Genomic DNA, 26,418 nt, shown 5'->3' on the forward strand with positions numbered 1-26,418 from the left:
GCATCTCTGCCGCTTCGTTCGATAGTTATTTTACTATCGGACATCAGCCTGCGAGATTCCTCGACTTCGCTCGGAATGACGGCCTAGAGAAACCCAAGATGAAACACCTAGTAGCCCGAATCCACCCCCACGACAACGTACTCGTCGCCCTGCAGGACCTGCCGGCCGGCACCACCATTCCGTGGGAGGATGGCGCCATCAAGACCGTCGCCGCTATTCCGGCCAAGCACAAGCTGGCCATGCAGGACTTTCAGGTCGGCGACTCCGTGACCATGTACGGCGTGCTCGTGGGCAAAATCCGCGAAGCCATTCCGCAGGGCGGCCTGCTCACCACCTCGAACATCAAGCACGCCACCAACTCCTACGGGGAGCACGGCGCGCACCGCGCTTCCTGGCCGGTGCCGAATGTGGAGCAGTGGCAGGACCGCACCTTCATGGGCTTCCACCGCTCCAACGGGCAGGTGGGCACGGCCAACTACTGGCTGGTGATTCCGCTGGTGTTCTGCGAAAACCGCAACATCCAGGTGCTGGAAGAAGCCCTGGTGAATGACCTGGGCTACGCCCGCAAGAAAAGCTACCAACCGCAGACGCAGGAGCTGATTCAGTTGATGCAGGCCGGCAAGTCGGTGGAGGAAATCCTGCAGGCCGACCTGCACACGGCCTTGGAAGCCCACCAGAAGCCCAAGCTGTTCCCGAACGTGGATGGCGTACGCTTCCTGACCCACGAGGGCGGCTGCGGCGGCATCCGCCAAGATGCGCAGACGCTCTGCGGCCTGCTCGCGGGCTATATCACCCACCCGAACGTGGCCGGCGCTACCGTGCTCAGCCTGGGTTGCCAGAACGCGCAGGTGTCGATGCTGCAGGACGAAATCCGCAAGCGCGACGCAGGCTTCGACAAGCCGCTCTTCATCCTGGAGCAGCAGAAAATCGGCACCGAGGAAAGCCTGGTGAGCACCGCCCTGCGCCAGACCTTCGCCGGCCTGATGCAGGCCAACGCCCAGCAGCGCCAGCCGGCCCCGCTCAGCAAGCTGTGCATCGGCCTGGAGTGCGGCGGCTCGGACGGCTTCTCGGGCATCTCGGCCAACCCCGCCGTGGGCCACGTGTCCGACATGCTGGTGGCCCTGGGCGGCTCGGTTATCCTGGCCGAATTCCCGGAGCTGAACGGCGTGGAGCAGGAACTGGTAGACCGCAGCGTGGACCAGGAAACCGCCCAGCGCTTCAGCTCGCTGATGAAAGCCTACAGCGACTCCGCCATTGCCGTCGGCTCGGGCTTCGACATGAACCCCTCGCCCGGCAACATCCGCGACGGTTTGCTGACCGACGCCATGAAATCGGCCGGCGCGGCCCGTAAGGGTGGTTCTTCGCCGGTGGTAGCCGTGCTCGACTACCCCGAGCCGGTGACCAAGCCGGGCCTGAACCTGCTTTGCACCCCCGGCAACGACGTGGAATCGACCACGGCCGAGGTGGGCTCAGGCGCCAACGTGGTGCTCTTCACCACCGGCCTGGGCACGCCCACCGGCAACCCCATTGCCCCGGTGGTCAAGATTGCCACCAACACCCCGCTGGCCAAGCGCATGCCCGATATCATCGATCTGAACACCGGCACCGTTATCGACGGCGAGGAAACCATCGAGCAAGCCGGGGAGCGGATTCTGGACTACGTCATCCGCGTGGCCAGCGGCGAGGAAGTAGCCGCCGTGCGCCACGGACAGACCGACTTCATTCCCTGGAAGCGCGGCGTTTCGCTGTAAGAAGCCCAGCCGCTCCGGAACCGTTTGCGTGAATAAATCCGCGGGCGGGGCGGCCGGCTTCATCGGATGCTTACCCGGGTTAAATACTTTTGACCGACCCACCCAGCCGGTGCTTTTCGGAGCGGGCGGCTTTGCTCAGATTACCCTATGAAACCCTTCCTGAACGACGATTTTCTGCTGCAGACCGCTACGGCGCGCACGCTCTACCACGAGCATGCCCGGCAGATGCCCATCATCGACTACCACAACCACCTGCTGCCCGACCAGATTGCCGAAGACAAACAGTTCGACAACCTGACGCAGATCTGGCTCTACGGCGACCATTACAAGTGGCGCGCCATGCGCACCAACGGCATCGATGAGCGCTACATCACCGGCGACGCGTCGGACTGGGAGAAGTTTGAGAAATGGGCCGAAACCGTGCCCAACACGCTGCGCAACCCGCTTTACCACTGGACGCACCTGGAGCTGCAGCGCTACTTCGGCGTGACGGAGCTGCTCAACAAGGAGTCGGCCCGCCGCATCTACGACCACTGCTCGGCGCTGCTGCGCACGCCCGAGTACTCGGTGCGCAACCTGCTCAAGAAGATGAACGTGCAGACGCTCTGCACCACCGACGACCCGTCGGATTCGCTGGAGCACCACCGCGCCATTGCCGCCGACCCCTTCGGCGTGCAGGTACTGCCCACCTTCCGCCCCGACAAAGCCATGTCGCCGGAAGACGCTGCCGCCTACAATGCCTACCTGGACAAGCTGGGCGCCTCGGCCGCCGTGGAAATCCTGAACTACCAGGACCTGCAAACGGCCCTGCGCGTGCGCCACGACTACTTCGCCGCCCTGGGCTGCCGCCTCTCCGACCACGGCCTGGAGCAGATCTACGCCGCCGACTACTCGGACGCCGACATCACCCGCATTTTCGCCAAAGTGCGCGGCGGCCAGGCGCTGGAGCGCGCGGAAGTGCTGCAGTTCAAGTCGGCCATGCTGGTGTTTTTGGCGGAGCTGGACTGGGAGAAAGGCTGGACCCAGCAGTTTCACCTCGGCGCCCTGCGCAACAACAACGCCCGCATGCTGCGCCAGCTCGGCCCCGATACCGGCTGGGACTCCATCGGCGACTTCCAGCAGGCCCCGGCCCTGGCCAAGTTCCTCGACCGCCTCGACACCCAGGACAAGCTGGCCAAGACCATTCTCTACAACCTGAACCCCTCCGACAACGAGCTGTTCGCTACCATGATCGGCAACTTCCAGGACGGTTCGGTGGCCGGCAAGATGCAGTTCGGCTCGGGCTGGTGGTTCCTCGACCAGAAGGACGGCATGGAGCGGCAGATCAACGCCCTATCGAACATGGGCCTGCTGAGCCGCTTCGTGGGCATGCTCACCGACTCGCGCAGCTTCCTCTCGTACCCGCGCCACGAGTACTTCCGCCGCATCCTCTGCAACATGCTCGGCAACGACGTGGAAAACGGCGAGCTGCCCGCGGATCTGGAGCTGCTGGGCCAGATGGTCGAGAACATCTGCTACGGCAACGCCAACGACTACTTCGGTTTCTCGAAAGTGGCCGAAACCACCTCGGTAGCGGCCGAGGCTTAGTGAAATCCTGCTCCGGCAACGTTTGCGACAACGTTGCCGGAGTTTTTATGGGGCGCAAACGATTGTTCCGCCCCGTTTCCTGCCGACCTTGTCGGTAGTCCCTTTTACCCTCAACCCCGCGCGCCGCCCGTAGTAGCGGCGTTTCGTCCCCCGGCATGAAGCAAATTGTTACGTTCGGCGAAATCATGATGCGGCTCTCGCCGCCGTTGAACTACCGCCTGGAACAAGCCTCGGAGCTGGAAGTAACCTACGGCGGCGGCGACGCCAACGTGGCCGCTTCCCTGGCCTGCCTCGGCCTGCCCGCCGCCCACGTCACCTGCTTCCCCGAGCACCAGCTCGGCCGCGCCGCCACCCAGCAGTTCCGCGCCCTGGGCGTGGACATGCGCCACACGGTGTACACGCCGAATACGCGCCTTGGTCTCTACTTCCTCGAAGTCGGCTCGGCGCTGCGGGCCAGCACCATCGTGTACGACCGATTTGAGTCGGCCTTCGCCAAGCTCGACCCGGCCGCTTTCGACTGGGAAGAAATCCTGAAAGACGCCCAGTGGTTTCACTGGACGGGCATCACCGCCGCCGTGTCGGCCTCGGCCGCCCAGGCCTGCCGCGACGCCATCCAGGTGGCCCGCCGCCTCGGCATCACCGTGTCGGCCGACGTGAACTACCGCCGAAACCTGTGGCAGTACGGGCAACGCGCCCAGGATGTAATGCCCGAGCTGACGGCCGGCTGCGACGTGGTCGTGTGCTCGGAAGGCGACGCGGAGGACCTGTTCGGTATTCAGGCCGCCCAGGACGCGGGCAACAGCTTTGCCTCGATGGCGCAGCAGCTCACCGAGCGGTTCCCGCAGATCAAGCAGGTCATGGCCACCAAGCGCAAAACCCAGAGCGCCTCGCACGAGCGCATCAAAGGCATGCTCTACGACACGGCCGAAAGCTACCTGCAGACCCAGTACTACGACATCACGCCCGTCGTGGACCGCATCGGCGGCGGCGACGCCTTTATTGCCGGCTTCGTGTACGGCAAGCTCAAGCTCGACTCGGCGCAGCAGGCGCTGAACTTCGCCACGGCCGCTTCGGCGCTGAAGCACACCATCCACGGCGACGTGAACCTGGCCACCGTGGCCGAAGTGGAGCACATCATGGCCGGCAACGTGACCGGCCGCCTGCTCCGATAATTCACCCTAACCCACCCCTCCGTATGCCCTTCGACACCGATAACGTTCCGCAAATAGCTTCCAAAGAAGTGCTTAGCCGCGTGCTGCAGGCCCCGGTCATCCCGGTGTTCTACCACGCCGATGTCGAGCACGCGCAGAACATCATTTCGGCCTGCTACGCCGGCGGCATCCGCGTGTTTGAATTCACCAACCGCGGCGACAACGCCTTCGAGGTGTTTTCGAAGCTGCGCGGCTACGTGCGCGACAACTGCCCCGACATGCTGCTGGGCATCGGCACCATCTACAACGCCAAGGACGCGGAAGCTTTCATCCTGGCCGGCGCCGACTTCGTGGTGCAGCCCATCACCACTGCCGACGTGGCCGCCATCTGCCGCCACTACGACGTGGCCTGGGTGCCCGGCGTGATGACCCTGAACGAAATCTTCCACGCCACCCGCCTGGGCGCGGCAATGGTGAAAATCTTCCCCGCCGGCGTGCTCGGCCCCGACTACATCAAGGCGGTGCACGGCCCCATGCCCAAGGTGAAAATCATGGTGACGGGCGGCGTGGAGCCGACCACCGAAAGCCTGGGTGCCTGGTTTGGCGCCGGCGTCAGCGCCGTGGGCATGGGCTCGCAGCTCTTCAAGGACAGCAGCGACCTGGAGGCCCTCGGGCAGCGCATCGCCGAGCTGATGGCATTCGTGGACACCGTAAAGAAGTAGCGCATGGCAACAGCTTCGCCAGCGGCCAGCGCCGCTAAACCACCCGTTCAGGACGCGGGTCCCATCGGGAAATACCGCTGGACCATCTGCGGGCTGGTGTTCTTCGCCACCACCGTCAACTACCTCGACCGGGCCGTTATTTCGCTGCTGAAGCCTTACCTGGAGAAGGTTTTCAACTGGAACGCCGGCGACTACGCCGACATTGAAATTGCCTTCAAGCTGGCCTATTCGCTGGGCATGCTGGGCGTGGGCCGCATCATCGACAAGCTCGGCACCAAAATCGGGTATGCGCTGTCGACCTTCCTGTGGAGCTTGGCCGCCATCGGCCACGCTTTTGTCAGCAGCACTATGGGCTTCAGCGTGGCGCGCGCCTTTCTGGGCGTGACGGAGGCCGGCAACTTCCCGGCGGCCATCAAGACCACCGCCGAGTGGTTTCCGCAGAAGGAGCGGGCCCTGGCTACGGGCATCTTCAACTCCGGCTCGAACGTGGGCGCCATCATTGCTCCGCTCACCGTGCCGCTGATTGCCGAAACCATCGGCTGGCAGTGGGCCTTCATCATCACCGGCGCTTTGGGCTTCGTGTGGCTGGTGCTCTGGTTTATGTTCTACGAAGTGCCCGCCAAGCACGCCAAGCTCACCAAGGCCGAGTTTGAGTACATCCACAGCGACGTCGACGACCTCGCGGCGGCGTCCATCACCACCGAGCCCAAGGTGTCGTGGTTTAAGCTGCTGACCTTCCGCCAGACCTGGGCCTTCGTGCTCGGCAAGTTTCTGACGGACCCGATCTGGTGGTTTTACCTGTTCTGGCTGCCCGACTTCCTCAACAAGCAGTACGGTCTGAAAGGCACCGACGTGGCCCTGCCCGTGGCCGCGGTGTACGTGCTGTCGAGCATCGGCAGCGTGGGCGGCGGCTGGATTCCGCTGAACTTCATCCGCAACGGCTGGGCTCCTTTCAAGGCCCGCAAGACTTCGATGCTGCTCATCGCGCTGTGCGTGTTCCCCATCGTGTTTGCCCAGCAGCTCGGGCAGCTAAATATGTGGCTGGCGGTGCTCGTTATCGGCATTGCGGCGGCGGCTCACCAGGCCTGGAGCGCCAACATCTTCACCACCGTGTCGGATATGTTCCCGAAACGGGCGGTGGCCTCCGTAACGGGCATCGGCGGCATGGCCGGCGGCCTGGGCGGCATTCTGCTCTCAGCGCTGGTTCAGAAGCGCATGTTCGTGTACTACGAGAGCATCGGCCAGCTCGACAAGGCCTACTTCATCATGTTCTGGATCTGCGGCGGGGCCTACCTGCTGGCCTGGATTCTGATGCACTTCCTGGTGCCGCGCATGAAGCCGATTCAGCTCGACGGACCGGCGGCGGCTTAACCATAACTGCACGACGGCAATTGAACGTCATGCTGAGCCCCGCGAAGCATCTCTACCGCTTCGTCAGATACCATTCAACGAAGCGGTAGAGATGCTTCGCGGGGCTCAGCATGACAATACGCTCGGACGTCGAATCGACTTCGATCGGCATGACGCCCATATTGTTCTTCCCATGAAACGAATCCTCTCTTTTTCCATAGCCGCCTTGCTCATCTTGGGATTAGCAGCCTTCACCACCATTCACGGCAAAGACGGCAAGCCCTCAGCCAAGGACGCGGCGGCCGTAAAGGAAGTGGAAGCCCTGGAGCGGCAGCGCTTCGAGGCGCAGGTGAAGAAAGACTACGCCTTTCTGGAGAAGGTCTTCGCCGACGACCTGGTGTACACGCACTCCAACGGCAAGCAGAACGGCAAAACGGACTACATCCAGTCGATTCGCGACGGCAAGAGCGTGTACGACAAGATTGACGTGGAGGCCCTGAACGTGCGCGCCTACAACGACGGCAAGGCGGCCGTGGTCAACGGCACCATCACCATCTACCAGCCCAACAAGCCCGACGGCACGCCCAACATTGCCCACCTGAAGTACGTGGTGGTGCAGATCAAGGACGCGAAGAAGGGCTGGCAGGTAGTGCTGTGGCAGAGCCAGAAGCAGGCCGAACCCAAGAGCTAGTTATTCCCTCCTTCGCGGCTCGCCATTGGGCCGCGTACCGCAACACTGGGGTGGCTGGGCCGGCGCTATTTTGGCTGTGCAAGCTACCGGTCCGGGCCATTCCCGGTCGTTGCGGGAGAGTGCAGAACAGTCGTGCTGAGCATGTTGGGGAACTTGCTGGTAGTTAGGTTGCTAAAACGGCCTGATTCGGCAAGCCGCCTTCAGCGGGCTCGGCATGCTGCGTTTCTGCCCCGTTCATAACCCCTAATTCCCACCCGCGCATGAGCAATACCACTACCAACCCGAATTCGCAGAATCCGCTGCCCGAAACCAGCATTGCCTCGCCCGTCGGCACTACCCTGGAGCGCTACATCATGCAAAAGCAAAGCGAATTTGCTTTTGCCACGGGCGAACTGTCGCAGCTGCTGCGCGACATTGCGCTGGCCGGCAAAATCATCAACCGGGAGGTGAACCGGGCCGGGCTGGCGGGCATCACCGGCGCCTACGGCCAGCAGAACGTGCAGGGCGAGGAGCAGCAGCAGCTCGACGTGGTGGCCAACATCCGCTTTATCCGTGCCCTGCGCAACGGCGGGCAGGCCTGCGCGGTGCTCTCGGAGGAAGAGGACGACATCATCCACACCGGCAACGACCACGGCCGCTACGTGGTGGCCATCGACCCGCTCGACGGCTCCTCCAACATCAACGTCAACGTCTCGATCGGGACCATCTTCGCCATCTACCGCCGCGTGACGCCGGTGGGCTCCAAGGCCACCCGCGCCGACTTCCTGCAGGGCGGGCGGCAGCAGGTGGCCGCCGGCTACATTCTCTACGGCTCGAGCACCATGCTGGTGTACACCACCGGGCACGGCGTGGCGGGCTTCACCTACGAGCCGTCGTTGGGCGAGTTTTTCCTCTCGCACCCCAGCATTACCATCCCCACCGAGGGCAAAACCTTTTCCTGCAACGAGGGCAACTGGTTCGACTACCCCGAGTGCGTGCGTACCTACCTCACCGACTGCAAGCGGCAGCGCTTCGCCGGCCGCTACGTGGGCTCGTTGGTAGCCGATTACCACCGCAACCTCTTCACCGGCGGCATCTACCTCTACCCGCCCACGGCCAAGAACACCAGCGGCAAGCTGCGCCTGCTCTACGAATGCTACCCGTTGGCCTTCCTCATCGAGCAGGCCGGGGGGCAGGCCTACGGGGAGCACGGCCCGGTGCTCGACGTGACGCCCATCGATTTTCACCAGCGCAGCCCGCTCTACATCGGCTCCCCGGCCATGGTAACGGCCTACCAGGACTGCGTCAGCGCGGCCGAGCCGGCGGCTACTGCCTAAGCCCTGCTGGCCACCGACAACTGCAAAAGCCTCCCCGCCGGGGAGGCTTTTGCGTTCGGGCCAACATCCGGCGCGCGGCCCGGTTGATGCCGGTATGACGACTCCGCCCGACTCCCGCGAAGTATGGCTGCGCGGCCCGCTGCCCGATATGCCCACCCTGGTGCAGCCCGTAGCCCACGCCCTGCTGCAGGCCCGCGAAGAACTGCACGCCGCCCTGGCCGATTTTCCGGCCGAATTGCTCTGGCAGAAGCCGGCCGGCGTAGCCTCCGTCGGCTTTCACCTGCAGCACCTTACCGGCGTGCTCGACCGGCTGCTGACCTACGCCCGCTGCCAGTTCCTGAGCGAAGCCCAACAGGCCTACCTGGCCGCCGAAGGCCAGGAGCACGCCGGCCTGACTCCCACGGCGCTGCTGCTGGCCTTCGATGCGCAGGTCGACCGGGCCCTGGCGCAGCTGCGCGCCACCGACCCGGCCACGCTCACGACGGTGCGCGGTGTGGGGCGGGCCCAGCTGCCGTCCACCATCATCGGGCTGCTCACGCACGCGGCCGAGCACACCATGCGCCACCTCGGGCAGCTGCTGGTGACGGCGCGGGTGCTGCAGGCCGGGGCCGGCCGCTGAGTTGCGCCTAGGCTTCGGGCGGGGCGTTGCGCCGGCGGCTCTGCACGAAGCCGATGGCCAGAAAAGCCGCCCCGATGCCGGCAAAGGCCCGGTTGCGGCGCTTGGTCATGCCGATGGTGATGAACACCAGGCCGATGATAAACCAAATGAAAGCGCGGTTGACTTGCGGAGCGGCCACGGCAGAAAAGGCGTTGCGGGTGAAACGGCCCCAAAGTAACACGGATTTCCGGCCGCGGGCGCAGCGGGCTCAGTCGTCGAAGGAGCCCAGGCGGCCGCCTTCGTAGTCGGCTATGGCCTGCATCAGCTCCTCGTTGGTGTTCATCACGAAGGGGCCGTAGGTGGCCAGCGGCTCCACGATGGGCGCGCCGGCCAGCACCAGCACAATGCTGTCTTCGGTGCTGCTGAGGCGGATATCGGTGGCATCCCAGCCCAGCACGACCAGCTGCTTGGTGTGGGCCGGGCGGTGGTCGTTGATGAGCACGTCGCCCTTCACCACGTAGAGGCCCACGTTGTAATCGGCGGGCAGGTGCAGGGTGGTGGTGCTGCCCTCGGGCAGGTGCGCGTCGAGCAGGGTGAGCGGGGAAAAGGTACGCGCCGGGCCCTGCACGCCCTGGTACTCGCCGGCAATGACGCGAAGGCGGCCCGGGCCGCCCTCCACGGCCACGCTGGGAATGGTGGCCGCGGGGAGCTCCTGGTAGGTGGGCGGGACCAGCTTGTCCTTGGCGGGCACGTTCACCCACAGCTGAATCAGCTCCAGGGTGCCGCCGCGGCGCGCAAACTCCCGCTCGTGCATTTCTTCGTGGAGCAGGCCCGCGCCGGCCGTCATCCACTGCACGTCGCCGGGGCCGAGGTGGCCCTGGTGGCCGGCGGTGTCGCGGTGAGCGAGGTAGCCCTGGTACACCACCGTCACCGTTTCGAAGCCGCGGTGCGGGTGCGGGTGCGCGCCCAGGGGCGTGTCGGTGGGGCGCACGGGCACGGGGCCGGTGTGGTCGAGGAGCAGGTAGGGGCTGAGCTGGCGGATGCGGGAGCCCGGCATGGGGCTGCACACGTCGAACCCGTCGCCGACGAGCTTTTTGACGCCGTCGATGACCTGAAAGATGCGCCGGAAAGTGTTGGTCATGGAGTTTGGAATGGTTGGGGGCGGAGGCGGCGCGCTGGTGAAGTCGGTGGCGGTAAGCGGGGCAGTTGGAACGGAAAGTAACAGCGCGGGCAATTTGTTCGATACCGGCCCGGCACCGGGCTGCGCGAGGGCCGCCGATGAGGAAAGCCAGCGGCCACCCCGGCCAGCAACAAAAGCGGCGCCCCGCTGCCGGGGCGCCGCCGACCGACACCAATGGCCGGGAACCGAAACGGAAAGAGCCGCCCAGCCGGGGCCGCGCGGCCGGTGGCGCCGCGGAGGGGCAGAACGACTGGCTGGCTACTGCTTCAGAAAGCGGGCGGTCTGCCCGCCCACGCGCAGCACGTACACGCCGGCGGGCAGGGCCCCGACGTACAGCCGCGCCTGGCCGTGGTAAAGCGGGCCGCGCAGCCGGATGCGGCCCTGCAGGTCGAGCACGGTGGCCGCGGGGGCGTGGGTGTCGCCGGCGGCGGTTACGCTCAGCCAGTCGTGGGCGGGGCTGGGCACCAGCTGCAGGGCCGTGGCGGCGGCGGCCACGGCGGCCACGGCGGAGTACGCCGTGGTGCCGTCGAAATCGGTCTGGCGCAGGCGGTAGTAGAGCGTGGTGGTGCGCCGGGCGCCGGCGTCGACAAACCGGTAGCTGCGGGCGCTGCTGCTGCTGCCAGCCCCGGCCACGGTACCGATGGGCGTGAAGTTGCGGCCGTCGACGCTGCGCTCCACGCCGAAGCCGGCGTTGTTCTTTTCCTGGGCCGTGGTCCAGCGCAGGGCCACGGCGGCCGGGCCAGCGCCTTCGGCCGCGAAGCCCAGCAGCGTCACGGGCAGGGGCGCGGCGGCGTTGCCCAGCGTGAGCGTGCCCAGGTCGGTGAGGCCGGGGCGACTGACGGTGCGGCCGCCGGCATCGACGCTGGCGCCCGGCAGCGGCTGCCAGGGCGCGCCGTCGGTGGCCGAGCGGTAGAGGTACAGGTTGGCGGCGGGAATGCCGTTCAGTTCCGCGTCGCGGTAGGGAAAGACCACGTCGTAGCGCAGGCCGGTGCTGGTGGGAGCCGTCAGCTGGTACTGGCGCAGGATGCTCGCGTTGCCCGCGTCGCCGGTGGCAGCGGTGCCGGTGGTGCGCAGCGCGGTGGTGAGGCCGGGCAGGGGCGCGGCCCGGGGCGTGAGCTGCAGGCCGTCGGGGTAGGTGTAGGTGGTGCCCACCTGGCTTAGGTCGCGGCTCATCTGCAGGCGGCCGCGCAGGTAGCTGGTAGCGGTTTCGCTGAGGGTGGCGTTACCGGCCAGGGTCAGCGTCTGGGTGCCAGTGCTCAGGATACCGCCCTGAAAGTTCAGGGCCTGGTTGACGGTCAGCAGCGCCGTGCTGGTCTTGGTGCCGCTGCCGCCCACGTTCAGGTAATCGAATACGATGGGCGTGGTGGGGGCCCCGCCGCTGATGCTCTGGGTGGTGCCGGTGAGGTCGACAGAGCGGTTGTTGGGCTGGAAGGTGCCGACGATGCTCAGGTTGCCTTTCACGTTCAGGTCGCCGCCGATGGCGCTGGAGAGGCGCAGGGTGCTGTTGCCACCCACGGCCACGTTGCGGGCGGTGAGGGCGGTGCTGCTGCTGCCGAAGTCGAGGGTGCCGTTGAGCATCACCAGGGAGCCGTCGACCGTCCAGGCGCCGCCAGTGCGGGTGACGCTGCCGCCGGGCGCGTTCAGGCTGAAATCGTAGAGGCTGAGGGCGCCGAGGTTGAGGTTGGCGGCGTTGGCATACGTGAAGCTGGTGCGGCTGAAGGGGTTGGTGGCCGCGCCGTTGGCGGTGCTGCTGACGGTGAAGTAGTAGCGGAAGTCGGGCGTGCTGCTGCTGTTGCCGGCGTAGTTGGCGCCGGGCGTCTGGTCGTAGATAAAGGAGGGGGAGCCGGTGGAGCCCTGCATGCCCAGCCAGTTGAAGCTGGCGGGGCGGCCGGTGAGGCCGGGCAGGCTGGCCCAGCGGATGCGCAGCTCGCGGTTGTTGCCGCTGCGCAGCAACTCGATGTTGCCGGTGCTGGGGCTGCTGAACCCACCCCAGCCCCCGCTGCCGTTGCGGGTCTGAAACTCGATGTAGCTGTTTTGCATGTACACGCGCACGTCGGCCCGGAAAGGCAGGTTGGGCGTCATGTTGTAGTCGTTCAGGCCCGCGGTATTGCCGTTGGCGTTGCTGCCGCTGGTGGCGGGCAGCACGGGGTCTACGTCGAGGTAGATGAGGGTCTGCTCGGCGGCGTTGCCGTCGGTTTTGGCAATGTAGAGGTAGGTGTCGTCCCAGGTCAGGTACCAGGTGCCGCCGTTGTTGCCGCTGTATTCGGCGGCCGTGATGGTGCCGTCGAGGGCGGGGGTAGCAAACTGGGCGCGGGCCGCGAGGGCGGCGCTGAGCAAGAGGGCTAGTACCGCCAGGGTGCGGCGGCGCAGGGACGTAAAGGTGTGCATGCGGGAGGGGGGGTGGGGACAAGTCGAAGGCTAAAGGTCCGTAGTTTTTAGGGTTTTTCGGTGAGTGGGTAGGGCGTTTTCCGGTTGATGGAGCGTTGATGTAAACTGAAACTGCCGGCATGGGGCCATAGTGGATGATTTGCGGCAGCTGGAGTGGCTGTCGGAAGCGCTGGAAAGCGCATCGGCCACGCTGGGAACGGTGTCGGCCGGGCTGGAAAGGATATCGGCGGTGCTGGGTAACGTGTCGGCCGCGCTGGAAACGGGTCGCGGGTGCTGGGTAGCGTGTCGGTGGTGCTGGGAACGTGTCGGGGATACCGGGCAGCGGATCGGTGGGGCCTGGTATCGAGTTGAGAAATCGGTAATCTGGAGTGATGAAGGTTGGAAACGTGGCGGCAACCGGCTCGCATTAGCCCGCTTATTCCCCTTCATTCCCGTTTAGCCTATGCCGGATCGTTTAAAGCCGTTGTTTAATTGCCGCGCCGAAGAAGTGGTGCCGCTGGCTCGTTTGCTGCGGGCGCATTACCAGGCCGACGAGGCCGATTTTGTGGAGCTACTGCCGGAGGAGGATGGCAAGCCGTTTTTGACCGACCTGGACGCCCGCCTGCAGGCGGCCGACGACTCGGGCAGCCAGCGCAGCGCGGCCGGGCGCAGCCAGCAGCTGGGCCAGCAGGTGCAGACCATCATGCGGCAGCTGCCCCTGCTGCTGAACCGCCTCGAGGCGCGCCTGCGCCGGGCCGAGGGCCTGACGGTGCCGCTGAAGGCCTTTGGGGTGAAAGCCGTGCGCGACGCCGTGGTGGCCGAAGACCCGGAGCGGCTGGAGCTGGCCCTGAAAACCCTGCTCCAGAACCTGGAGGCCAACGCCGCCGCGCTGCAGGCCAAGGGCCACAAAGCCGAGGAAACCGAGCAACTGCGGACGCTGCGCCAGACGCTGGCCGCCGGCAGCACCGCCCAGGACGTGGCCCAGACCCGGCAGCAGGGCGTGACGCAGGAGAACCTGCAGGCGCTCAGCCACCTGTGCCAGCTGATGCAGGAGCTGATGGCCGACGGCAAGAGCCTGTACCGCGGCGTGGACAAGGCCAAGGTGAAGAACTACACGCTGACGCAGCTGCTGAAGCGGGTGCGGCGGGAGCGGGAGGCTAAGGAGGAGCCGGCGGGGTAGACCGCACGTACGCCTCAGCCCCCAGCCCCCTCTCCGAAAAGGAGAGGGGGTGCGTTCAATGAGTTTTGGGCTGAAACGTAACAGGGCACCCCGGTGGCGGGGTGCCCTGTTGGGTTGTGCAGTTCCGTATTGGGCAGTGGAGGCACAGCCTCCACGTCATGGTTGAGCACGAGTTATGCTGCGCTAAACTCGCGCCAGGTGGGGGAACCTAGCTACTGCTCGTACTTGACATCAAATCGGCCGTCACGAATGACAACCGAGGCAGCTGGGTCGTTCAGATTGTACAGGCGTCCCTCGAACGTGCCAGATATGATGCGCGCTACCGTGTCGAGACGCGTGACAACAATGCGCGACGAGGATTGAGGCCTGCTCCAGTAGGATTGGTTTTGTTTGGTATTGCCGAAGTACAGCGAATTGCGCAGTCTGCTATTGGTGGTGCTGTTGGGAAAAAGCTCAGCGTCATACACACCTGGCCCTCGTAGCGAGTCAATACTCAAGCTGAATCCTTCGTCAATATCCTTGGCATTTAGCCCCGCCGTCAGTACAAACTCCTGCGCGCCGTTGTATTCTGTTTCCACGTACCCGCGCAGTTGGTTGTCGTGGCAGCCATACATCGTGCAGCGCCGCCCGTGGTTCTGCCACACCCGATCATCCACGACGAAGCCCATCGTGTTGGCGCCCGTTTGCGTGGCCGCAGGCAATTGAAATGCGGGCGCGGGCTCCCTGTTGCGGCACCCTGCCACCGATACCAGCGCCAGGGTGAAAATCAAGCTATACTTCATAGCAACGGAAAATAATAAGCTACTCTCCTTGTAAAGATAAAAACGGGGAATGGTTGATTGTACGACCCTGATTGCCGGGAAATAAAACAGAAACCCCGCGCCGGCTTGCGCCAACGCGGGGTTTTTTTGGGCCGAAGCCAACGCACTTACATGTTCTTGATAATCTCGTCGCCGAACTCCGAGGTTTTCAGCAGCGTGGCGCCGTCCATCAGGCGTTCGAAGTCGTAGGTGACGCGCTTGGCGGCAATGGCGGCTTCGAGGCCTTTGTAGATGAGGTCGGCGGCTTCCTGCCAGCCCAGGTACTCCAGCATGAGGGCGCCGGAGAGGACGACGGAGCCGGGGTTCACCTTGTCCTGGTTGGCATACTTGGGCGCGGTGCCGTGGGTAGCTTCGAAGATGGCGTGGCCGGTGAGGTAGTTGATGTTGGCGCCCGGCGCGATGCCGATGCCGCCCACGATGGCGGCCAAGGCGTCGGAGATATAGTCGCCGTTGAGGTTCAGGGTGGCTACCACGTCGTAGTCGGCGGGGCGGAGCAGGATCTGCTGCAGGAAGGCGTCGGCGATGCTGTCCTTGATCAGGATTTTGCCCGAGGCCAGCTCGTTCTTCATGTGGGCGTTGGCCGCGTCCTGGCCGTGCTTGGCGGCCAGCTTGTCGAATTGGGCCCAGGTGAACACCTTGTCGCCGAATTCCTTTTCGGCCAGCTCGTAGCCCCAGGTTTTGAAGGCGCCCTCGGTGAACTTCATGATGTTGCCCTTGTGCACCAGCGTCACCGACTCGCGCTTGTTTTCCAGCGCGTAGTTGATGGCGGCGCGCACGAGGCGGTCGGTGCCTTCCTTGGACACCGGCTTGATGCCAAAGGAGGAGGTTTCGGGGAAGCGAATTTTCTTCACGCCCATCTCGTCCTGCAGGAATTCCAGCATTTTCTGGGCCTGCGGGGTGCCGTTCATGTACTCGATGCCGGCGTAGATGTCCTCGGTGTTTTCGCGGAAGATGACCATGTCGGTCAGCTCCGGCTGCTTTACCGGGGAGGGCACGCCCTCAAACCAGCGCACGGGGCGCACGCAGGCGTAGAGGTCCAGCTCCTGGCGCAGGGCCACGTTCAGGGAGCGGATGCCGCCGCCCACGGGGGTGGTCAGCGGGCCTTTGATGCCGACGAGGTATTCGCGGAAGGCATCGAGGGTATCGTTGGGGAGCCAGTTGTTGAGCTGCTTGTACGACTTTTCGCCGGCCAGTACTTCTTTCCACTCAATCTTACGTGCGCCGCCGTAGGCTTTTTCAACGGCTGCGTCGAACACGCGCACCGAGGCTGCCCAAATGTCGGGACCGGTGCCGTCGCCTTCGATGAACGGAATGGTGGGGCGGTCAGGAACGTTAAGTTTGCCGTTCTTGATGGTAATCTTCTGGTCAGCCATATGATGCGTTGTCAGGAAATGACGCGGGGGTTAGTGGGTTGTGGTTGGGATGAAATAGCCATTTCGGGCGGGCGGTGGGACGTACCCGGGGCGAAATAGGATGCAAAGCACCGACTAAAATCGGGGGGAAACAAGTGTTTGGAAAAAATGTCGTATATGCGGCGCGGCGCGAACAGAGCGCCCCTCCTCAGCCGAGGAAAGGCCGCCGTTGCGCCAGCCACGGCCGGAGTGGTCGACGGGCGTCCACGCCGCGTGGGCGCCCCTGCTCCCAGCACCCTGTCTTGCTTGATGCGTGATATAAAAAGGAGGGAGGTAGCCTGACGATTGGCATTATCAACAAACAGAACAGCCAACGCGGTGGGCGTTGGCTGTTAGCTGAGTGGCAAGTGGGAGCCTGACGGCGCGGACGCCCGTCAGCCACCCCAGCGGCAGCTAAAGCTGCCGCGTCTCCTCCTCGGCTGAGGAGGGGAGTTGTGTTCTAGTACCCGAAAATTTCCTTCAGGCTGAGCTGCTGCACCTGGCCGTACTTGGCCAGCTCCTTGAAGTTCAGACGGTCTTTGGAGCCAATGACGAGCACGGTTTGCGGGCGGCCTTTCACGCGGGCTTCCTGAAACTTCTTGAGGTCGGCCAGGCTCATGTTGGCCGTCTGCTCGTACACGTCGCGGCGCAGGTCGTAGTCGAGGCCGAGGCGCTTGGCCCGCTCGTAGGCGAAGAGCACGTCGGACTTGGTGATGCGCTCGGTGGCAATCGAGTTGCGGATGCTCTGGCGGGCGATGCTGAGGTTGGCCTCGGCCATGGGCATGTCGTTGAGCAGGGTTTCCATGCCGGCCATGGCCTCGGGCAGCTTATCGGCCTGGGTGCCGATGTAGCTGAGCTGGTAGTTGGAGCGGCCGGCTTTGTCGGCGTTGGCGTAGCGGGAGGTGGCGGAGTAGGCCAGGGCCTTGGACTCGCGCAGCTCCTGAAACACGATGCTGCCCATGTTGCCGCCGAAGTACTCGTTGTAGAGGCTCACCGTGGGCACCAGGGCCTTGTCGTAGGCGTCGCCGCGGGCGAGGAACAGGATTTCGGCCTGCACCATGTTGAAGTCGGTCCAGTAGACGCGGCGGTCCTTGAGCGGCAGCTCGGCAAAGTCCTTGGCGGGCGGGGTGGGAGTGAGCTTGGCGGGAGTCTGGTGCAGGGTCAGCAGCGTTTCGGTAATGCCGGCGTCAGCAGGAAGAGCGGTAGAGGTAGAAGCAGCATTGCCCGTTTTGTTGGCAGCCGATATCGTTACCTTGGTTACTGCCCGCGGCCCGTAGTACAGCACGCGGTGCTGGTACGTTTCCAGCTGCTTGATGCGGCTGATCAGCTCCTGGGGCTTGAGCGTCTTCAGCTCCTGGGCACTGACGATGTTGGTGAAGGGGTTCTTGGGGCCGAACTTGACGTAATTCAGCATGGCCTGGCTGAGGATGACGCCCTTGTTGAGCTTGGCGTCCTGGCGGTTTTTGAGGATGCCGGCCGTCATGTCCTTCAGCGCCTGCGGGTCGGGCGTGGGGTTGTTCAAGAGCTGCTCAAACAGCTGCAGGGCCGGCTCCATGTTCTTGTCGAGGCCCGAGAGGCTGACGAACACGCGGTCGGGGCTGCTGCTCACGTCGAAGGAGCAGCCGAGCTTGTAGAACTCCTGTTGCAGCTGGGCGGCCGAATACTTGCCGGTGCCCAGGTATTTCAGGTAATCGGCGGCCAGACCCAGCTTGGGGTCGTTGTTGGTGCCGATGTCGAGCACGTAGAACAGCGAGAACAGGTTGTTTTCCGAGTTCTTGGTGTAGAACAGGGGCAGGCCGGGCTTCAGCTCGGTTTGCTGGATGTCCTTCTTGTAGTCGAGGAATACGGGCTGCAGCTCAGGCGCCTGCAGGGCCACCACCTGCTTGTAGTAGTCAGAAGAGGCGTCGCGGTTGACGGGCACCGGCGTAATGGCGGGCTTGATGACCTTGGGCGTGCTGGTGTCCTTGCCGGTGCGCTTGTAGATGAGGGCGTAGCCGGGGCCGTAGTACTGATTGGCCACGCGCATCACGTCGGCCTTGGTGATTTTGCCGAACTGCTCGAACTGCTGCAGGTAGTCTTTCCAGTCTTCGCGGGCCACGAAGGCCGCCACGAACGCGCCGGCGCGGGCCTCGTTGCTTTCGTAGCTCTTGGTGCGCTGCAGCTGCTCGTTGTTGATGATGGCCGGAATCAGCCACTCCGGGAAGTCGCCCTTTTTCACCTTGTCGAGCTGGGCCAGCATCAGCGCCTTCACCTGATCCAGCGACTGGCCCTGGCGCGGCGTGCCGTAGAGCACGTGGGTCGAGTAGTCGTTGTTGAAGTCGGCGAAGCTCTGGGCTTCGAGCACGGCCTGCTTCTGGTTCAGGTTCAGGTCGATGAGGCCGGCCTGCCCGTTGGTCAGAATCTTGTCGATCATGCGCAGCACCAAGGCGTCGGGCGTAGCCGTGCCGGGGAAGCGGAAGCCAATCATCACGTTCTCGGCGTTCGGGCCCTTCACTTCCGTCACGATGGGCGCGGTAATGGGCGCTTCCTGGGCGGGCGTAAACGTAGGCACCGGCTTGTTTTTCAGCTTGCCGAAGTACTGGTCGACGAGGCGGATGGTCTGGTCAAAGTCCAGGTCGCCGCTCATGGCCACGGCCATGTTGTTGGGCACGTAGTACCGGTCGAAATACGCCTTGATGGCCGTAATCGAGGGGTTCTGCAGGTGCTCGATGGTGCCGATGGTGGTCTGCGTGCCGTACTCGTGCTTCTGAAACAGGCTGCGGTTCAGGGCCTCAAACTCCTTGCTGAAGTCGTTGTCGAGGCCGCGGTTTTTCTCCTCATACACGGCTTCCAGCTCGGTGTGAAACAGGCGCGGCACCAGCTCCCCAAACCGCTCGGCCTGCACCGAGGCCCACTGCTCCACGCGGTTGGAGGGAATGTCCTCCTGGTACACCGTCTGCTCCACCGAGGTGTAGGCGTTGGAGCCCTTGGCCCCGATGGCGCCCATCAGCTTGTCGTACTCGTTGGCCACCGCGTACTTGGCCGCCACCCCCGACACGGAGTCAATCTGGTGGTAGTACTTCTTGCGCAGCGCCGCGTCGCGGGTGCCGCGGTACTGCTCATACAGCGCCTCGATTTTGGCCAGCTCGGCCTTTTCGGCGCCGAAATCCTGCGCACCCAGCCGCGAGGTGCCCTTGAACACCATGTGCTCCAGGTAGTGCGCGAGGCCGGTGGCGTCGTGCGGGTCGTTCTTGGAGCCGGCGCGCACCGCCACGTAGGTCTGGATGCGCGGCGCGTCGTCGTAGTCGGAGAGGTACACCGTCAGCCCGTTGTCCAGGGTGTAGATGCGCGTCTTGAGCGGGTCGCCCTCGACGGTGGTGTACTTGTATTCCTTGGGCTTGGGTGCTTCAGGGGCGGCGGGCGCAGTTTGAGCCGGCGCAGTGGCCGTAGCCGCCGGCTTGCTCGACTGGCATTGGGTCATGAGCCCCAGCGCCGCCACGGCGGGCAGCAGGAGCAGGGAAGGGTTTTTCACGGATAGCAACGGAATGGAGTATGGGGGAAGCCAAAGGTAGCGAGGTCCGAATAACACCAGTCAAGCCCTACGAGTTGCCCGCCGGCGCTTTACCCAGCGGTTGGAGGCAGCCAGCCGCACCGGCTGTCATTGCGAGCGAGGCGCGGCACCCGCCGCAAGGCGTAGCCAATCGGTCCTTCAATAGCCCCGCCGAGCCAATGCCTGCTGCCCAAGAACGGCCCCGCCCGAAACCAGCATCAGCGGTTTCGGGCGGGGCCGTTCTTGGTTGGTGCGTATCAGGCCGTCGTGCCGCGCGCGGAAGGATTGACGCCGCTTGATGCGCGGCATGGTGGGCCACCTTGCAATGACGGCCAGTGTTACCGACAGCTTAGAAATCCGTGTCCAGGCCCAGCTTCTGCTTCATTTCCAGCAGCACCGGGAATTTCTGGGCCAGGTACTCGAAGCGGTCCGAGGAGGTGTAGAGGCGCATGGCGTTGTGCTCCTGGTGCGTCACCTCGGTCTGGATGCTGAGGCTGCGGTAGCCGGTGCGCTGGCGCAGGGCCGTGATGAATTCGGGCTTGAAGGCGTTGAACTGGTCGAGCTGCACCGTGTTTTCCAGCTGTAGCCGAACGACGTGCTGCGCATCGGCCTGCACCGGGCGGTTCAGGATGGTAAACTCGCTCATGCTGATCTGCTTGCGCCCTTCCGCCAGCTCGCGCCACACCTGCTGCAGCCGCTGCTGATCGATGCTGCCGGTAACGGGCGCGGCGGCTTCTTCTTCCAGCACGGCGGCCTGGGTTTCCTGGCGCTGCTGCGTGGCCTGGCTTTTCAGCGCCTGCAGGTTCATCTTCGGAATAGCCAGCGGCTTGGCCGCTGGCCGGGCGCTGCCGGGCGCCGTCGACACCGGGTCCGGATTCGCTACCAGCGGCCGGCTGCCGGGCTCGTGCCCGGCCACGCTCGGGCGGCCCGCTTCCACGTGCGGCAGCGTATCCACCAGCTGCCGGTGGGTGGAAGGCTGCTCCTCCAGCTCGTTTTCGATGCTGGGCGTTGGGTGCATTTCCGCCACTCCGCTCTGCACCGGCACAATGGGCTCAGGCGCAGCCGGGGCGTGGGCCAGCTGGTTGGCGGTTATTGGTTGTTGGGTGTTGGCCAGCGGCTGGGCCACGCGGGGGCCGGGCGCCGGCGTCGCGTAGCTGTTCGGGGCCGCGCCGTTGGTGGCACTTTGGCCGTTTGTGCCCTGGCCGTTGGCTGCGTAGCCGTTGCCGTTCGAGCCATTCGTAGCCGGAGCGGGCGTCGGGGCGGCGGCCGGGGCTATACCGTCAGTTTTTTTTTTAGCCTCGCCGTTGCTGGCCGAGGCTACCATTTCCTGCGTGAGCTGCACGGCCTGGCGCAGGTAGGCCAGCTTCATGAGCATCAGCTCCACGTGCAGGCGCTGGTTTTTGGCGGCTTTGAAGTCCCGGTCGCACTGGCTGAGCAGGTTCAGGCCGGTCACCAGGAAGCTCAGCGGCGCCTGCCTTGCCTGGTCGGCGTACCGCTGGCGCAGGCCCTCCGATACTTCCAGCAGCTGCACCGTCTGCGGGTCCTTGCACACCAGCAGCCCGCGCAGGTGCTCGGCCGCCCCGATGACGAACTGGTGCAAATCGAAGCCGTTCTGCACCACCTCATCGAGCAGCAGCAGGGTCTGGCTCAAATCCTGGCGCAGGCAGTAGTCGGTGAGGCGGAAGTAGTACTCGTAGTCGAGGATGTGCAGGTTCTGCACCACCGCCCGGTAGCTCAGCTGATGGCCCGAGAAGGTCACCATCTGGTCGAAAATGCTCAGCGCGTCGCGCAGGCCGCCGTCGGCTTTCTGAGCAATGAGGTGCAGCGCGTCGTCCTCGGCCGTCACCTGCTCCTGGCCCGAAATGTAGCCCAGGTGCCCCACGATGTCGTCGAGCTTGATGCGGTTGAAGTCGAAGATCTGGCAGCGCGACAGAATCGTCGGAATGATCTTGTGCCGCTCGGTGGTGGCCAGGATGAAGATGGCGTAGCCCGGCGGCTCCTCCAGCGTCTTCAGAAAGGCGTTGAAGGCCGCGTTCGAGAGCATGTGCACCTCGTCGATGATGTACACCTTGTAGCGGCCCTGCTGCGGGGCGTAGCGCACCTGCTCCACCAGTGAGCGGATGTCCTCCACCGAGTTGTTGGAGGCCGCATCCAGCTCGTGCACGTTGAACGAGGCGCTCTGGTTAAAGGCGCGGCAGGAGTCGCAGGTGTCGCAGGCCTCGGCCTCGGCCGTCAGGTTGGTGCAGTTGATGGTCTTGGCCAGGATGCGGGCGCAGGTGGTCTTGCCCACCCCGCGCGGGCCGCAGAACAGGAATGCCTGGGCCAGGTGGCCGGTCACGATGGCGTTCTGCAGCGTGGTGGTTACGTGCTGCTGCCCAACCACGCTGCGGAACGTGGCGGGACGGTATTTGCGGGCCGAAACGACAAAATTCTCCATAACTCCTAGCCACAAAGATACCCCTAAAAGGCGGGCCGGGAAAGGAAAGTTCGGCCGGTAGCGGCCCCCGCCCGCTCTGCCGATGCCAGGAGGCAGCGCCGAGTGAGCGGCCTACTTTGCGCGGCCCAAGCCCGTTGCTTATTCCGACTGGCACCGCCACGTTAAACCGTTACTGTTGGCCTTCCGCCACCGCGTCTGAGCTGCCGCGCCTCGAATAATTGCGTTCATGCCCTGCGCCTTGATGCAGTAGTCCAGCTAATGCGTTGCAGCAGCTCGTTTGCGGCAGCTCGTTTGCGGCAGATTTGCACAGCGTTGCTGATTTTTAGTAGGCACCAGTTCAACGCCAGCCAGCATATGTTGTAATTTTGCTAATTAAAATTTGTATTATAATATTGATTGCACTATATTATACCTGGATAGACAGGTTGCCCGCCGTGGTGGCGGGTGGCGACATCCCGGACCCCTAATCATTTCCCAATGAACCCTACCTCTACGCTTTCCCGCGGGCTGCTGCTGGCCTATGTGCTGCTCACCTTTTATTGCCTGGGGGCCGCCATTTTCACCGAATGGGCCGAGCTGCGCAACGCGGCCGATGCCAGCTCTTACCTGAGTGCGGCCGATCTGGCGGCCTGGCAAATGGCCAGCACCGACAACACCGCCCTGCTGCTAACCATTTTATCGGGCGTACAGACGGCCGCCCTGCTGGCCCTGGTCTGGCTGCTGCCCACTTCGGTGCCACGGGGTGTGCTGTGGGCCGCGCTGGCCTGCCACGTGGTAGTGTGGGGGCTGGGGCTGCTGGCCCGCCTGCCCGTGGGCAGCTTCGGCGGCGCCGACCCCGGCCTCGTCGACCTGCTGGTGCGCAGCGGCTGGGGCCGCAAGCTGGTGCTGCTGATCGAAGCCCCGCTGGCCGCCTACATGGCCTTCCGCGCCTTCTGGCCGGCCCAGGCCGCCAGCCGTCCGGCCGCCGCACCCGGCAAAGCGCCGGTGCTCGGTTAAGGCCGGCCCGCACGCAAAGACTTCCCGGAACGGGCGAATCGGCCGGGCCCGATTCGCCCGTTCCGGGAAACTTTTTACCCCCCTTCCACCGTTATTGCTCTGGTTGCGCTACCTTCGCAGCCCGCTCCGCTCGGCGGGGCATCGTTCTTACACATTTGGGGCTGACCGGAATTGACAGCTCGTGCAAGTCACGAGTAAGCGTGTCGGGAGTTGGACGAATCTCCCGCTAAAAAATCATCCGAAAAATACCTGGCGACTACTCGTACGCCATGGCTGCCTAGTCTAGGTACTAAGCATTAGCCATCATCCCGCATCCGTCTTCCTTTTCACGGGTGAGTTCGGGGTGTCGAAAGCATTAGGATAGTCTGGGTGGCGCTGCGACGCCCAGGCGAAACTCTAGTAGATAAGGGTAACCTATAGGCCTGATGTGCGCCTCGGTTGCTTCGAAAATTCAAGCATAGATACACACGTAGAAAGCTCGTCGTCTTCCTTGTCTGGACCAGGGTTCAAGATCGGACCTCCCACCCGGCGACGGATGGGTAATAAATCGGATGAATTCAGGGAAAGCTACGTTGGGGGCTCTGCCGCCAATATGCCAATCCTGAGCCAAGCCGGCCGTACACGGCCGGAAGGTGCAGAGACTACCGGAGGGCTGAAGCGCCCTTAATAACCGGCTAGAGCGTCCGACTTCTCCTGCGAGGCAGGAGAAGAAGAGATAGTCCATGCCGCTGGGAAACCAGTGGAAATCAGTCAGGCGACTCCCTGCAGCTCCACAACTCAAGAAAAGCCAATCTGCTCTGCAGGTTGGCTTTTTTATTGCCCGTACCGATCCGTATTTACGGTTATGGAACGGTACGTAGACTTGGTTTGTGCGAGTTGTGGCAAGGCGTTCCAGCGACGCGAAGCCAAACGCAACCAGCGGCTGGGGCGCCAGGCGTACTGCACCCGCGCCTGCAGCGGACGGGCCAGCCGGGAGAATCTGCCCGCGTACGATCCGGCCGCTACCTATGTCATTGCCCGTCACGCCGCCAACTACCGTGACCGGTATACCGGCTTTCGGGAACACCTGCGACGGTGCTGTCGTCGAGGCCACGACGCTACGACTACGCTGGATGACTTGGTGCAGCAGTGGGAGAACCAGCAGGGAAAATGCCCCTATACCGGGCTGACATTGGTGCAGCCTGGCCATCATGCTTGCAACGACGTGATACACACGGCCTCCCTGGACCGGATTGATAGCCGGCTTGGCTACGTGGCGGGCAACGTTCAGTTCGTGAGCATGGCTATCAATTATGCCAAGAACACGCTTACCCACACGGAGATGGTAATGCTTTGCCGCGTCATTGCGCAACACTGGCAATTGGAAAACCCCACTGCCGCGCTCGGATTGGAGGAAGCATAGCGTCAACCAAACGAACGTTCGGGTCCGGGTTGGGGCAATTTTCTACCTTCGTAGACTGCCACTTCCCCATCCCACCCCCATGAAAGTAAAAGAACTGCGCAAGCAAGCGGAGCTCAACGGGCGCGCCCTGAAGCCCGAGAGCCTGATGATGAGCTACGGCTTCAACCCCGAGTGGAGCGAAAACGCCATCAAGTGCCCCATCTTCCAGACGTCGACGTTTGTCTTCAGCAAGGCCGAGGAAGGTAAGGCCTTTTTCGAGCTGGCCTACGGCCTGCGGCAGGCCGACCCCGGCGAGGAAATGGGCCTGATCTATTCGCGCCTGAACAACCCCTCGCTGGAAATCCTGGAGGACCGCCTCACCCTCTGGGACGGCGCCGAGGACGCCGCCGCCTTTGCCTCGGGCATGGCGGCCATCAGCACCTCGCTGCTGGCTCTGCTCAAGCCCGGCGACGTGGTGCTGCACGCCGAGCCCGTGTACGGCGGCACCGATTTCTTCCTGAAAAACGTGCTGCCGCGCTTCGGCATCACCGCCGAAAGCTTCTCGCCCACGCTGCCGGCCGACGAGCTGCTGGCCCGCGCCGAAGCCCTGGGCGAGCGGCTGGCCGTCCTCTACGTGGAAACGCCCGCCAACCCCACCAACCACCTCGTCGACCTCGACGCCTGCGTGGCCGCTGCCCGCCGGGCCGGCTCGGCCGAGCGGCCCTGCCGCGTGGTGGTCGACAATACTTTTCTGGGCCCGGTGTTTCAGCACCCGCTCAAGCACGGCGCCGACCTGATTATCTACTCCGCCACCAAGTTCCTGGGCGGCCACTCCGACCTGATTGCCGGCGCGGCCCTGGGCTCGAAGGCGCTGATGAAGGAAGTGCGGGCCATGCGCACGTTCATGGGCACCATGTGCGACCCGAACACCGGCTGGATGCTCATGCGCAGCCTCGAAACGCTGAAGCTGCGTATGGAGCGCGCCGCCCACTCGGCCCAGATTATTGCCGACTGGCTGCGCGAGCATCCGCAGGTGACGCGCACCTACTACCTCGGCCACCTGGAGCACGACGCGGCCCAGCAGGATATCTACCGCCGCCAGTGCCTTTCGCCCGGCTCCATGATTTCCTTCGACATCCGCGGCGGCGAGGCCGAAGCCTTTGCCTTCCTCAACAGCCTGCAGCTCATCAAGCTGGCCGTGAGCTTGGGCGGCACCGAAAGCCTGGCCGAGCACCCGGCCACCATGACGCACTCCGACATCGAGCCGGCCACCCAGCGCGAAATGGGCATCAGCAGCAGCATGGTGCGCCTGAGCATCGGCGTGGAAGACCCGCAGGACCTGATGGCCGACCTCGCCCAGGCCTTTGCCAGCGTGGAAATTCCCGCCGAAGCGCAGTACGACGCCATGATTTAGCCGCGCTGGCTGGTAAAGGAAGCCCACGGTTCACCCCGCCGTCATTGCGAGCGAAGCAACCGCCGGAAGGCGTAGCCAATTCTTCCTCTCGCGGCACCACGGTAACACAAGCACCGCCCGAAACTTGCATCTGCAGGTTTCGGGCGGTGCTGTTTTTGGTCAGTGCGGATTGTATCGGCGGTGCGGGTAGCTTACCGGCCGTTGTTGTCGGTTTCCAGCTCGCCGCCGATGCGCAGCAGCAACGTGCTGAGCTGGGAGAGGCCAAGCTTCCGGTCTTCGGGCGCGTGGGGCAGGATGTCGCTGATCTGGGCGCCGAGCATGCCCAGGGAGCGGCCGAGAGCAGGGCCGTCGAGGGGCTGGCTGGTGAGCAGGGACTGGAAGTTGCCAATTTCGCGGGCTATGTCCTGGAGTTCGGGAATGCCGCTTTGCAGGAATTGCTGCTGCCAGGCCTCGGTGGTGTCCATGGCCTGGCTGATGGGAAGGGACGTCAGGCCGCTTTGCAGGGCGTGGATGGTGTCGGCAAGCAGGTCGGCGGTGGTGGCGGAAGTAGCCATAG

The 26,418-nt window shown here is 64.2% G+C and carries 20 protein-coding genes and 1 other RNA gene; 13 read left to right on the forward strand and 8 right to left on the reverse strand.

Annotated elements, in window-relative coordinates:
• Positions 1-98 precede the first annotated feature (98 nt).
• The 8 genes from DLM85_RS20225 (at position 99) to DLM85_RS20260 (ending at position 9,187) form a co-directional block, all read left to right on the forward strand.
• Positions 99-1,751 carry a UxaA family hydrolase gene (locus tag DLM85_RS20225; protein ID WP_111479995.1) on the forward strand — a complete coding sequence of 551 codons (1,653 nt, stop codon included), beginning with the start codon at positions 99-101 and terminating at the stop codon, positions 1,749-1,751.
• A 147-nt stretch (positions 1,752-1,898) separates the two neighbouring features.
• Positions 1,899-3,338 (forward strand): glucuronate isomerase, encoded by a 1,440-nt coding sequence (gene uxaC, locus DLM85_RS20230; protein WP_111479996.1) that lies wholly within the window; start codon positions 1,899-1,901, stop codon positions 3,336-3,338.
• Positions 3,339-3,493: 155 nt separating this feature from the next.
• Positions 3,494-4,510: a sugar kinase gene (locus DLM85_RS20235; RefSeq protein ID WP_111479997.1), complete on the forward strand. Its 1,017-nt coding sequence runs from the start codon at positions 3,494-3,496 to the stop codon at positions 4,508-4,510.
• Positions 4,511-4,533: 23 nt separating this feature from the next.
• Positions 4,534-5,211: a beta/alpha barrel domain-containing protein gene (locus tag DLM85_RS20240; protein WP_111479998.1), complete on the forward strand. Its 678-nt coding sequence runs from the start codon at positions 4,534-4,536 to the stop codon at positions 5,209-5,211.
• Between the two features lie 3 nt (positions 5,212-5,214).
• Entirely contained in the window at positions 5,215-6,582 is a 1,368-nt protein-coding gene (locus DLM85_RS20245) for an MFS transporter (RefSeq protein WP_111479999.1), read from the forward strand.
• 172 nt (positions 6,583-6,754) lie between these two features.
• A complete protein-coding gene (locus tag DLM85_RS20250; RefSeq protein ID WP_243636071.1) occupies positions 6,755-7,252 on the forward strand; it encodes a nuclear transport factor 2 family protein in 498 nt (165 codons plus the stop codon).
• A 260-nt stretch (positions 7,253-7,512) separates the two neighbouring features.
• Complete coding sequence (gene fbp, locus DLM85_RS20255; protein WP_111480000.1) at positions 7,513-8,568, forward strand: class 1 fructose-bisphosphatase; 1,056 nt, start codon at positions 7,513-7,515, stop codon at positions 8,566-8,568.
• 94 nt (positions 8,569-8,662) lie between these two features.
• A complete protein-coding gene (locus DLM85_RS20260) occupies positions 8,663-9,187 on the forward strand; it encodes a DinB family protein (protein ID WP_111480001.1) in 525 nt (174 codons plus the stop codon).
• Positions 9,188-9,194: 7 nt separating this feature from the next.
• On the opposite strand, the gene DLM85_RS25590 is transcribed toward DLM85_RS20260, so the two are convergent.
• The 3 genes from DLM85_RS25590 to DLM85_RS20270 all read right to left on the reverse strand — a co-directional run bounded on the left by DLM85_RS25590 (position 9,195) and on the right by DLM85_RS20270 (position 12,734).
• Complete coding sequence (locus DLM85_RS25590; RefSeq protein WP_165822226.1) at positions 9,195-9,365, reverse strand: hypothetical protein; 171 nt, start codon at positions 9,363-9,365, stop codon at positions 9,195-9,197.
• Between the two features lie 69 nt (positions 9,366-9,434).
• Complete coding sequence (locus DLM85_RS20265; protein ID WP_111480002.1) at positions 9,435-10,307, reverse strand: pirin family protein; 873 nt, start codon at positions 10,305-10,307, stop codon at positions 9,435-9,437.
• Positions 10,308-10,604: 297 nt separating this feature from the next.
• Positions 10,605-12,734, reverse strand: a complete 2,130-nt coding sequence (locus DLM85_RS20270) for a hypothetical protein (protein WP_111480003.1) — start codon at positions 12,732-12,734, stop codon at positions 10,605-10,607.
• 442 nt (positions 12,735-13,176) lie between these two features.
• Between DLM85_RS20270 and DLM85_RS20275 the strand changes: the two genes are divergently transcribed.
• Positions 13,177-13,893, forward strand: a complete 717-nt coding sequence (locus tag DLM85_RS20275; RefSeq protein ID WP_133257167.1) for a hypothetical protein — start codon at positions 13,177-13,179, stop codon at positions 13,891-13,893.
• Between the two features lie 212 nt (positions 13,894-14,105).
• On the opposite strand, the gene DLM85_RS20280 is transcribed toward DLM85_RS20275, so the two are convergent.
• From DLM85_RS20280 to DLM85_RS20295, 4 genes are all read right to left on the reverse strand, one after another.
• Positions 14,106-14,675, reverse strand: a complete 570-nt coding sequence (locus DLM85_RS20280) for a Riean_0653 family protein (protein WP_111480005.1) — start codon at positions 14,673-14,675, stop codon at positions 14,106-14,108.
• A 146-nt stretch (positions 14,676-14,821) separates the two neighbouring features.
• On the reverse strand, positions 14,822-16,087 hold the full coding sequence (icd, locus tag DLM85_RS20285) for an NADP-dependent isocitrate dehydrogenase (protein WP_111480006.1): 1,266 nt from the start codon (positions 16,085-16,087) through the stop codon (positions 14,822-14,824).
• 478 nt (positions 16,088-16,565) lie between these two features.
• Complete coding sequence (locus DLM85_RS20290) at positions 16,566-19,616, reverse strand: M16 family metallopeptidase (RefSeq protein ID WP_243636072.1); 3,051 nt, start codon at positions 19,614-19,616, stop codon at positions 16,566-16,568.
• Between the two features lie 367 nt (positions 19,617-19,983).
• On the reverse strand, positions 19,984-22,071 hold the full coding sequence (locus DLM85_RS20295) for a DNA polymerase III subunit gamma/tau (protein WP_111480007.1): 2,088 nt from the start codon (positions 22,069-22,071) through the stop codon (positions 19,984-19,986).
• Positions 22,072-22,548: 477 nt separating this feature from the next.
• Here DLM85_RS20295 and DLM85_RS20300 point away from each other — a divergent pair, with 477 nt between their 5' ends.
• The 4 genes from DLM85_RS20300 to DLM85_RS20315 all read left to right on the forward strand — a co-directional run bounded on the left by DLM85_RS20300 (position 22,549) and on the right by DLM85_RS20315 (position 25,862).
• Complete coding sequence (locus tag DLM85_RS20300; protein WP_111480008.1) at positions 22,549-23,067, forward strand: hypothetical protein; 519 nt, start codon at positions 22,549-22,551, stop codon at positions 23,065-23,067.
• A 157-nt stretch (positions 23,068-23,224) separates the two neighbouring features.
• Positions 23,225-23,594: a transfer-messenger RNA gene (gene ssrA, locus DLM85_RS20305) on the forward strand.
• Positions 23,595-23,911: 317 nt separating this feature from the next.
• A complete protein-coding gene (locus DLM85_RS20310) occupies positions 23,912-24,469 on the forward strand; it encodes a hypothetical protein (RefSeq protein ID WP_111480009.1) in 558 nt (185 codons plus the stop codon).
• Between the two features lie 79 nt (positions 24,470-24,548).
• Positions 24,549-25,862 carry a cystathionine gamma-synthase family protein gene (locus DLM85_RS20315; RefSeq protein WP_111480010.1) on the forward strand — a complete coding sequence of 438 codons (1,314 nt, stop codon included), beginning with the start codon at positions 24,549-24,551 and terminating at the stop codon, positions 25,860-25,862.
• A 191-nt stretch (positions 25,863-26,053) separates the two neighbouring features.
• Here the strand turns inward: DLM85_RS20315 and DLM85_RS20320 are convergent, their stop codons facing one another.
• Positions 26,054-26,416, reverse strand: a complete 363-nt coding sequence (locus DLM85_RS20320) for a hypothetical protein (protein WP_111480011.1) — start codon at positions 26,414-26,416, stop codon at positions 26,054-26,056.
• Positions 26,417-26,418: the final 2 nt, after the last annotated feature.

Origin of the sequence: Hymenobacter edaphi, assembly GCF_003258365.1 — a bacterium.
Classification (GTDB): Bacteria; Bacteroidota; Bacteroidia; order Cytophagales; family Hymenobacteraceae; genus Solirubrum; species Solirubrum edaphi.

Excerpts from the sequence above, each read along its gene's own strand:
- DLM85_RS20320 (WP_111480011.1), bottom strand. The coding sequence starts at position 26,416 with ATGGCTACTTCCGCCACCACCGCCGACCTGCTTGCCGACACCATCCAC.
- DLM85_RS20275 (WP_133257167.1), top strand. The coding sequence starts at position 13,177 with ATGCCGGATCGTTTAAAGCCGTTGTTTAATTGCCGCGCCGAAGAAGTG.
- DLM85_RS20250 (WP_243636071.1), top strand. The coding sequence starts at position 6,755 with ATGAAACGAATCCTCTCTTTTTCCATAGCCGCCTTGCTCATCTTGGGA.
- icd (WP_111480006.1), bottom strand. The coding sequence starts at position 16,087 with ATGGCTGACCAGAAGATTACCATCAAGAACGGCAAACTTAACGTTCCT.
- DLM85_RS20270 (WP_111480003.1), bottom strand. The coding sequence starts at position 12,734 with ATGCACACCTTTACGTCCCTGCGCCGCCGCACCCTGGCGGTACTAGCC.
- DLM85_RS20300 (WP_111480008.1), top strand. The coding sequence starts at position 22,549 with ATGAACCCTACCTCTACGCTTTCCCGCGGGCTGCTGCTGGCCTATGTG.
- DLM85_RS20265 (WP_111480002.1), bottom strand. The coding sequence starts at position 10,307 with ATGACCAACACTTTCCGGCGCATCTTTCAGGTCATCGACGGCGTCAAA.
- DLM85_RS20260 (WP_111480001.1), top strand. The coding sequence starts at position 8,663 with ATGACGACTCCGCCCGACTCCCGCGAAGTATGGCTGCGCGGCCCGCTG.
- DLM85_RS20295 (WP_111480007.1), bottom strand. The coding sequence starts at position 22,071 with ATGGAGAATTTTGTCGTTTCGGCCCGCAAATACCGTCCCGCCACGTTC.
- DLM85_RS20280 (WP_111480005.1), bottom strand. The coding sequence starts at position 14,675 with ATGAAGTATAGCTTGATTTTCACCCTGGCGCTGGTATCGGTGGCAGGG.
- DLM85_RS20225 (WP_111479995.1), top strand. The coding sequence starts at position 99 with ATGAAACACCTAGTAGCCCGAATCCACCCCCACGACAACGTACTCGTC.
- fbp (WP_111480000.1), top strand. The coding sequence starts at position 7,513 with ATGAGCAATACCACTACCAACCCGAATTCGCAGAATCCGCTGCCCGAA.
- DLM85_RS20310 (WP_111480009.1), top strand. The coding sequence starts at position 23,912 with ATGGAACGGTACGTAGACTTGGTTTGTGCGAGTTGTGGCAAGGCGTTC.
- DLM85_RS20245 (WP_111479999.1), top strand. The coding sequence starts at position 5,215 with ATGGCAACAGCTTCGCCAGCGGCCAGCGCCGCTAAACCACCCGTTCAG.
- DLM85_RS20240 (WP_111479998.1), top strand. The coding sequence starts at position 4,534 with ATGCCCTTCGACACCGATAACGTTCCGCAAATAGCTTCCAAAGAAGTG.
- DLM85_RS20315 (WP_111480010.1), top strand. The coding sequence starts at position 24,549 with ATGAAAGTAAAAGAACTGCGCAAGCAAGCGGAGCTCAACGGGCGCGCC.
- DLM85_RS20235 (WP_111479997.1), top strand. The coding sequence starts at position 3,494 with ATGAAGCAAATTGTTACGTTCGGCGAAATCATGATGCGGCTCTCGCCG.
- uxaC (WP_111479996.1), top strand. The coding sequence starts at position 1,899 with ATGAAACCCTTCCTGAACGACGATTTTCTGCTGCAGACCGCTACGGCG.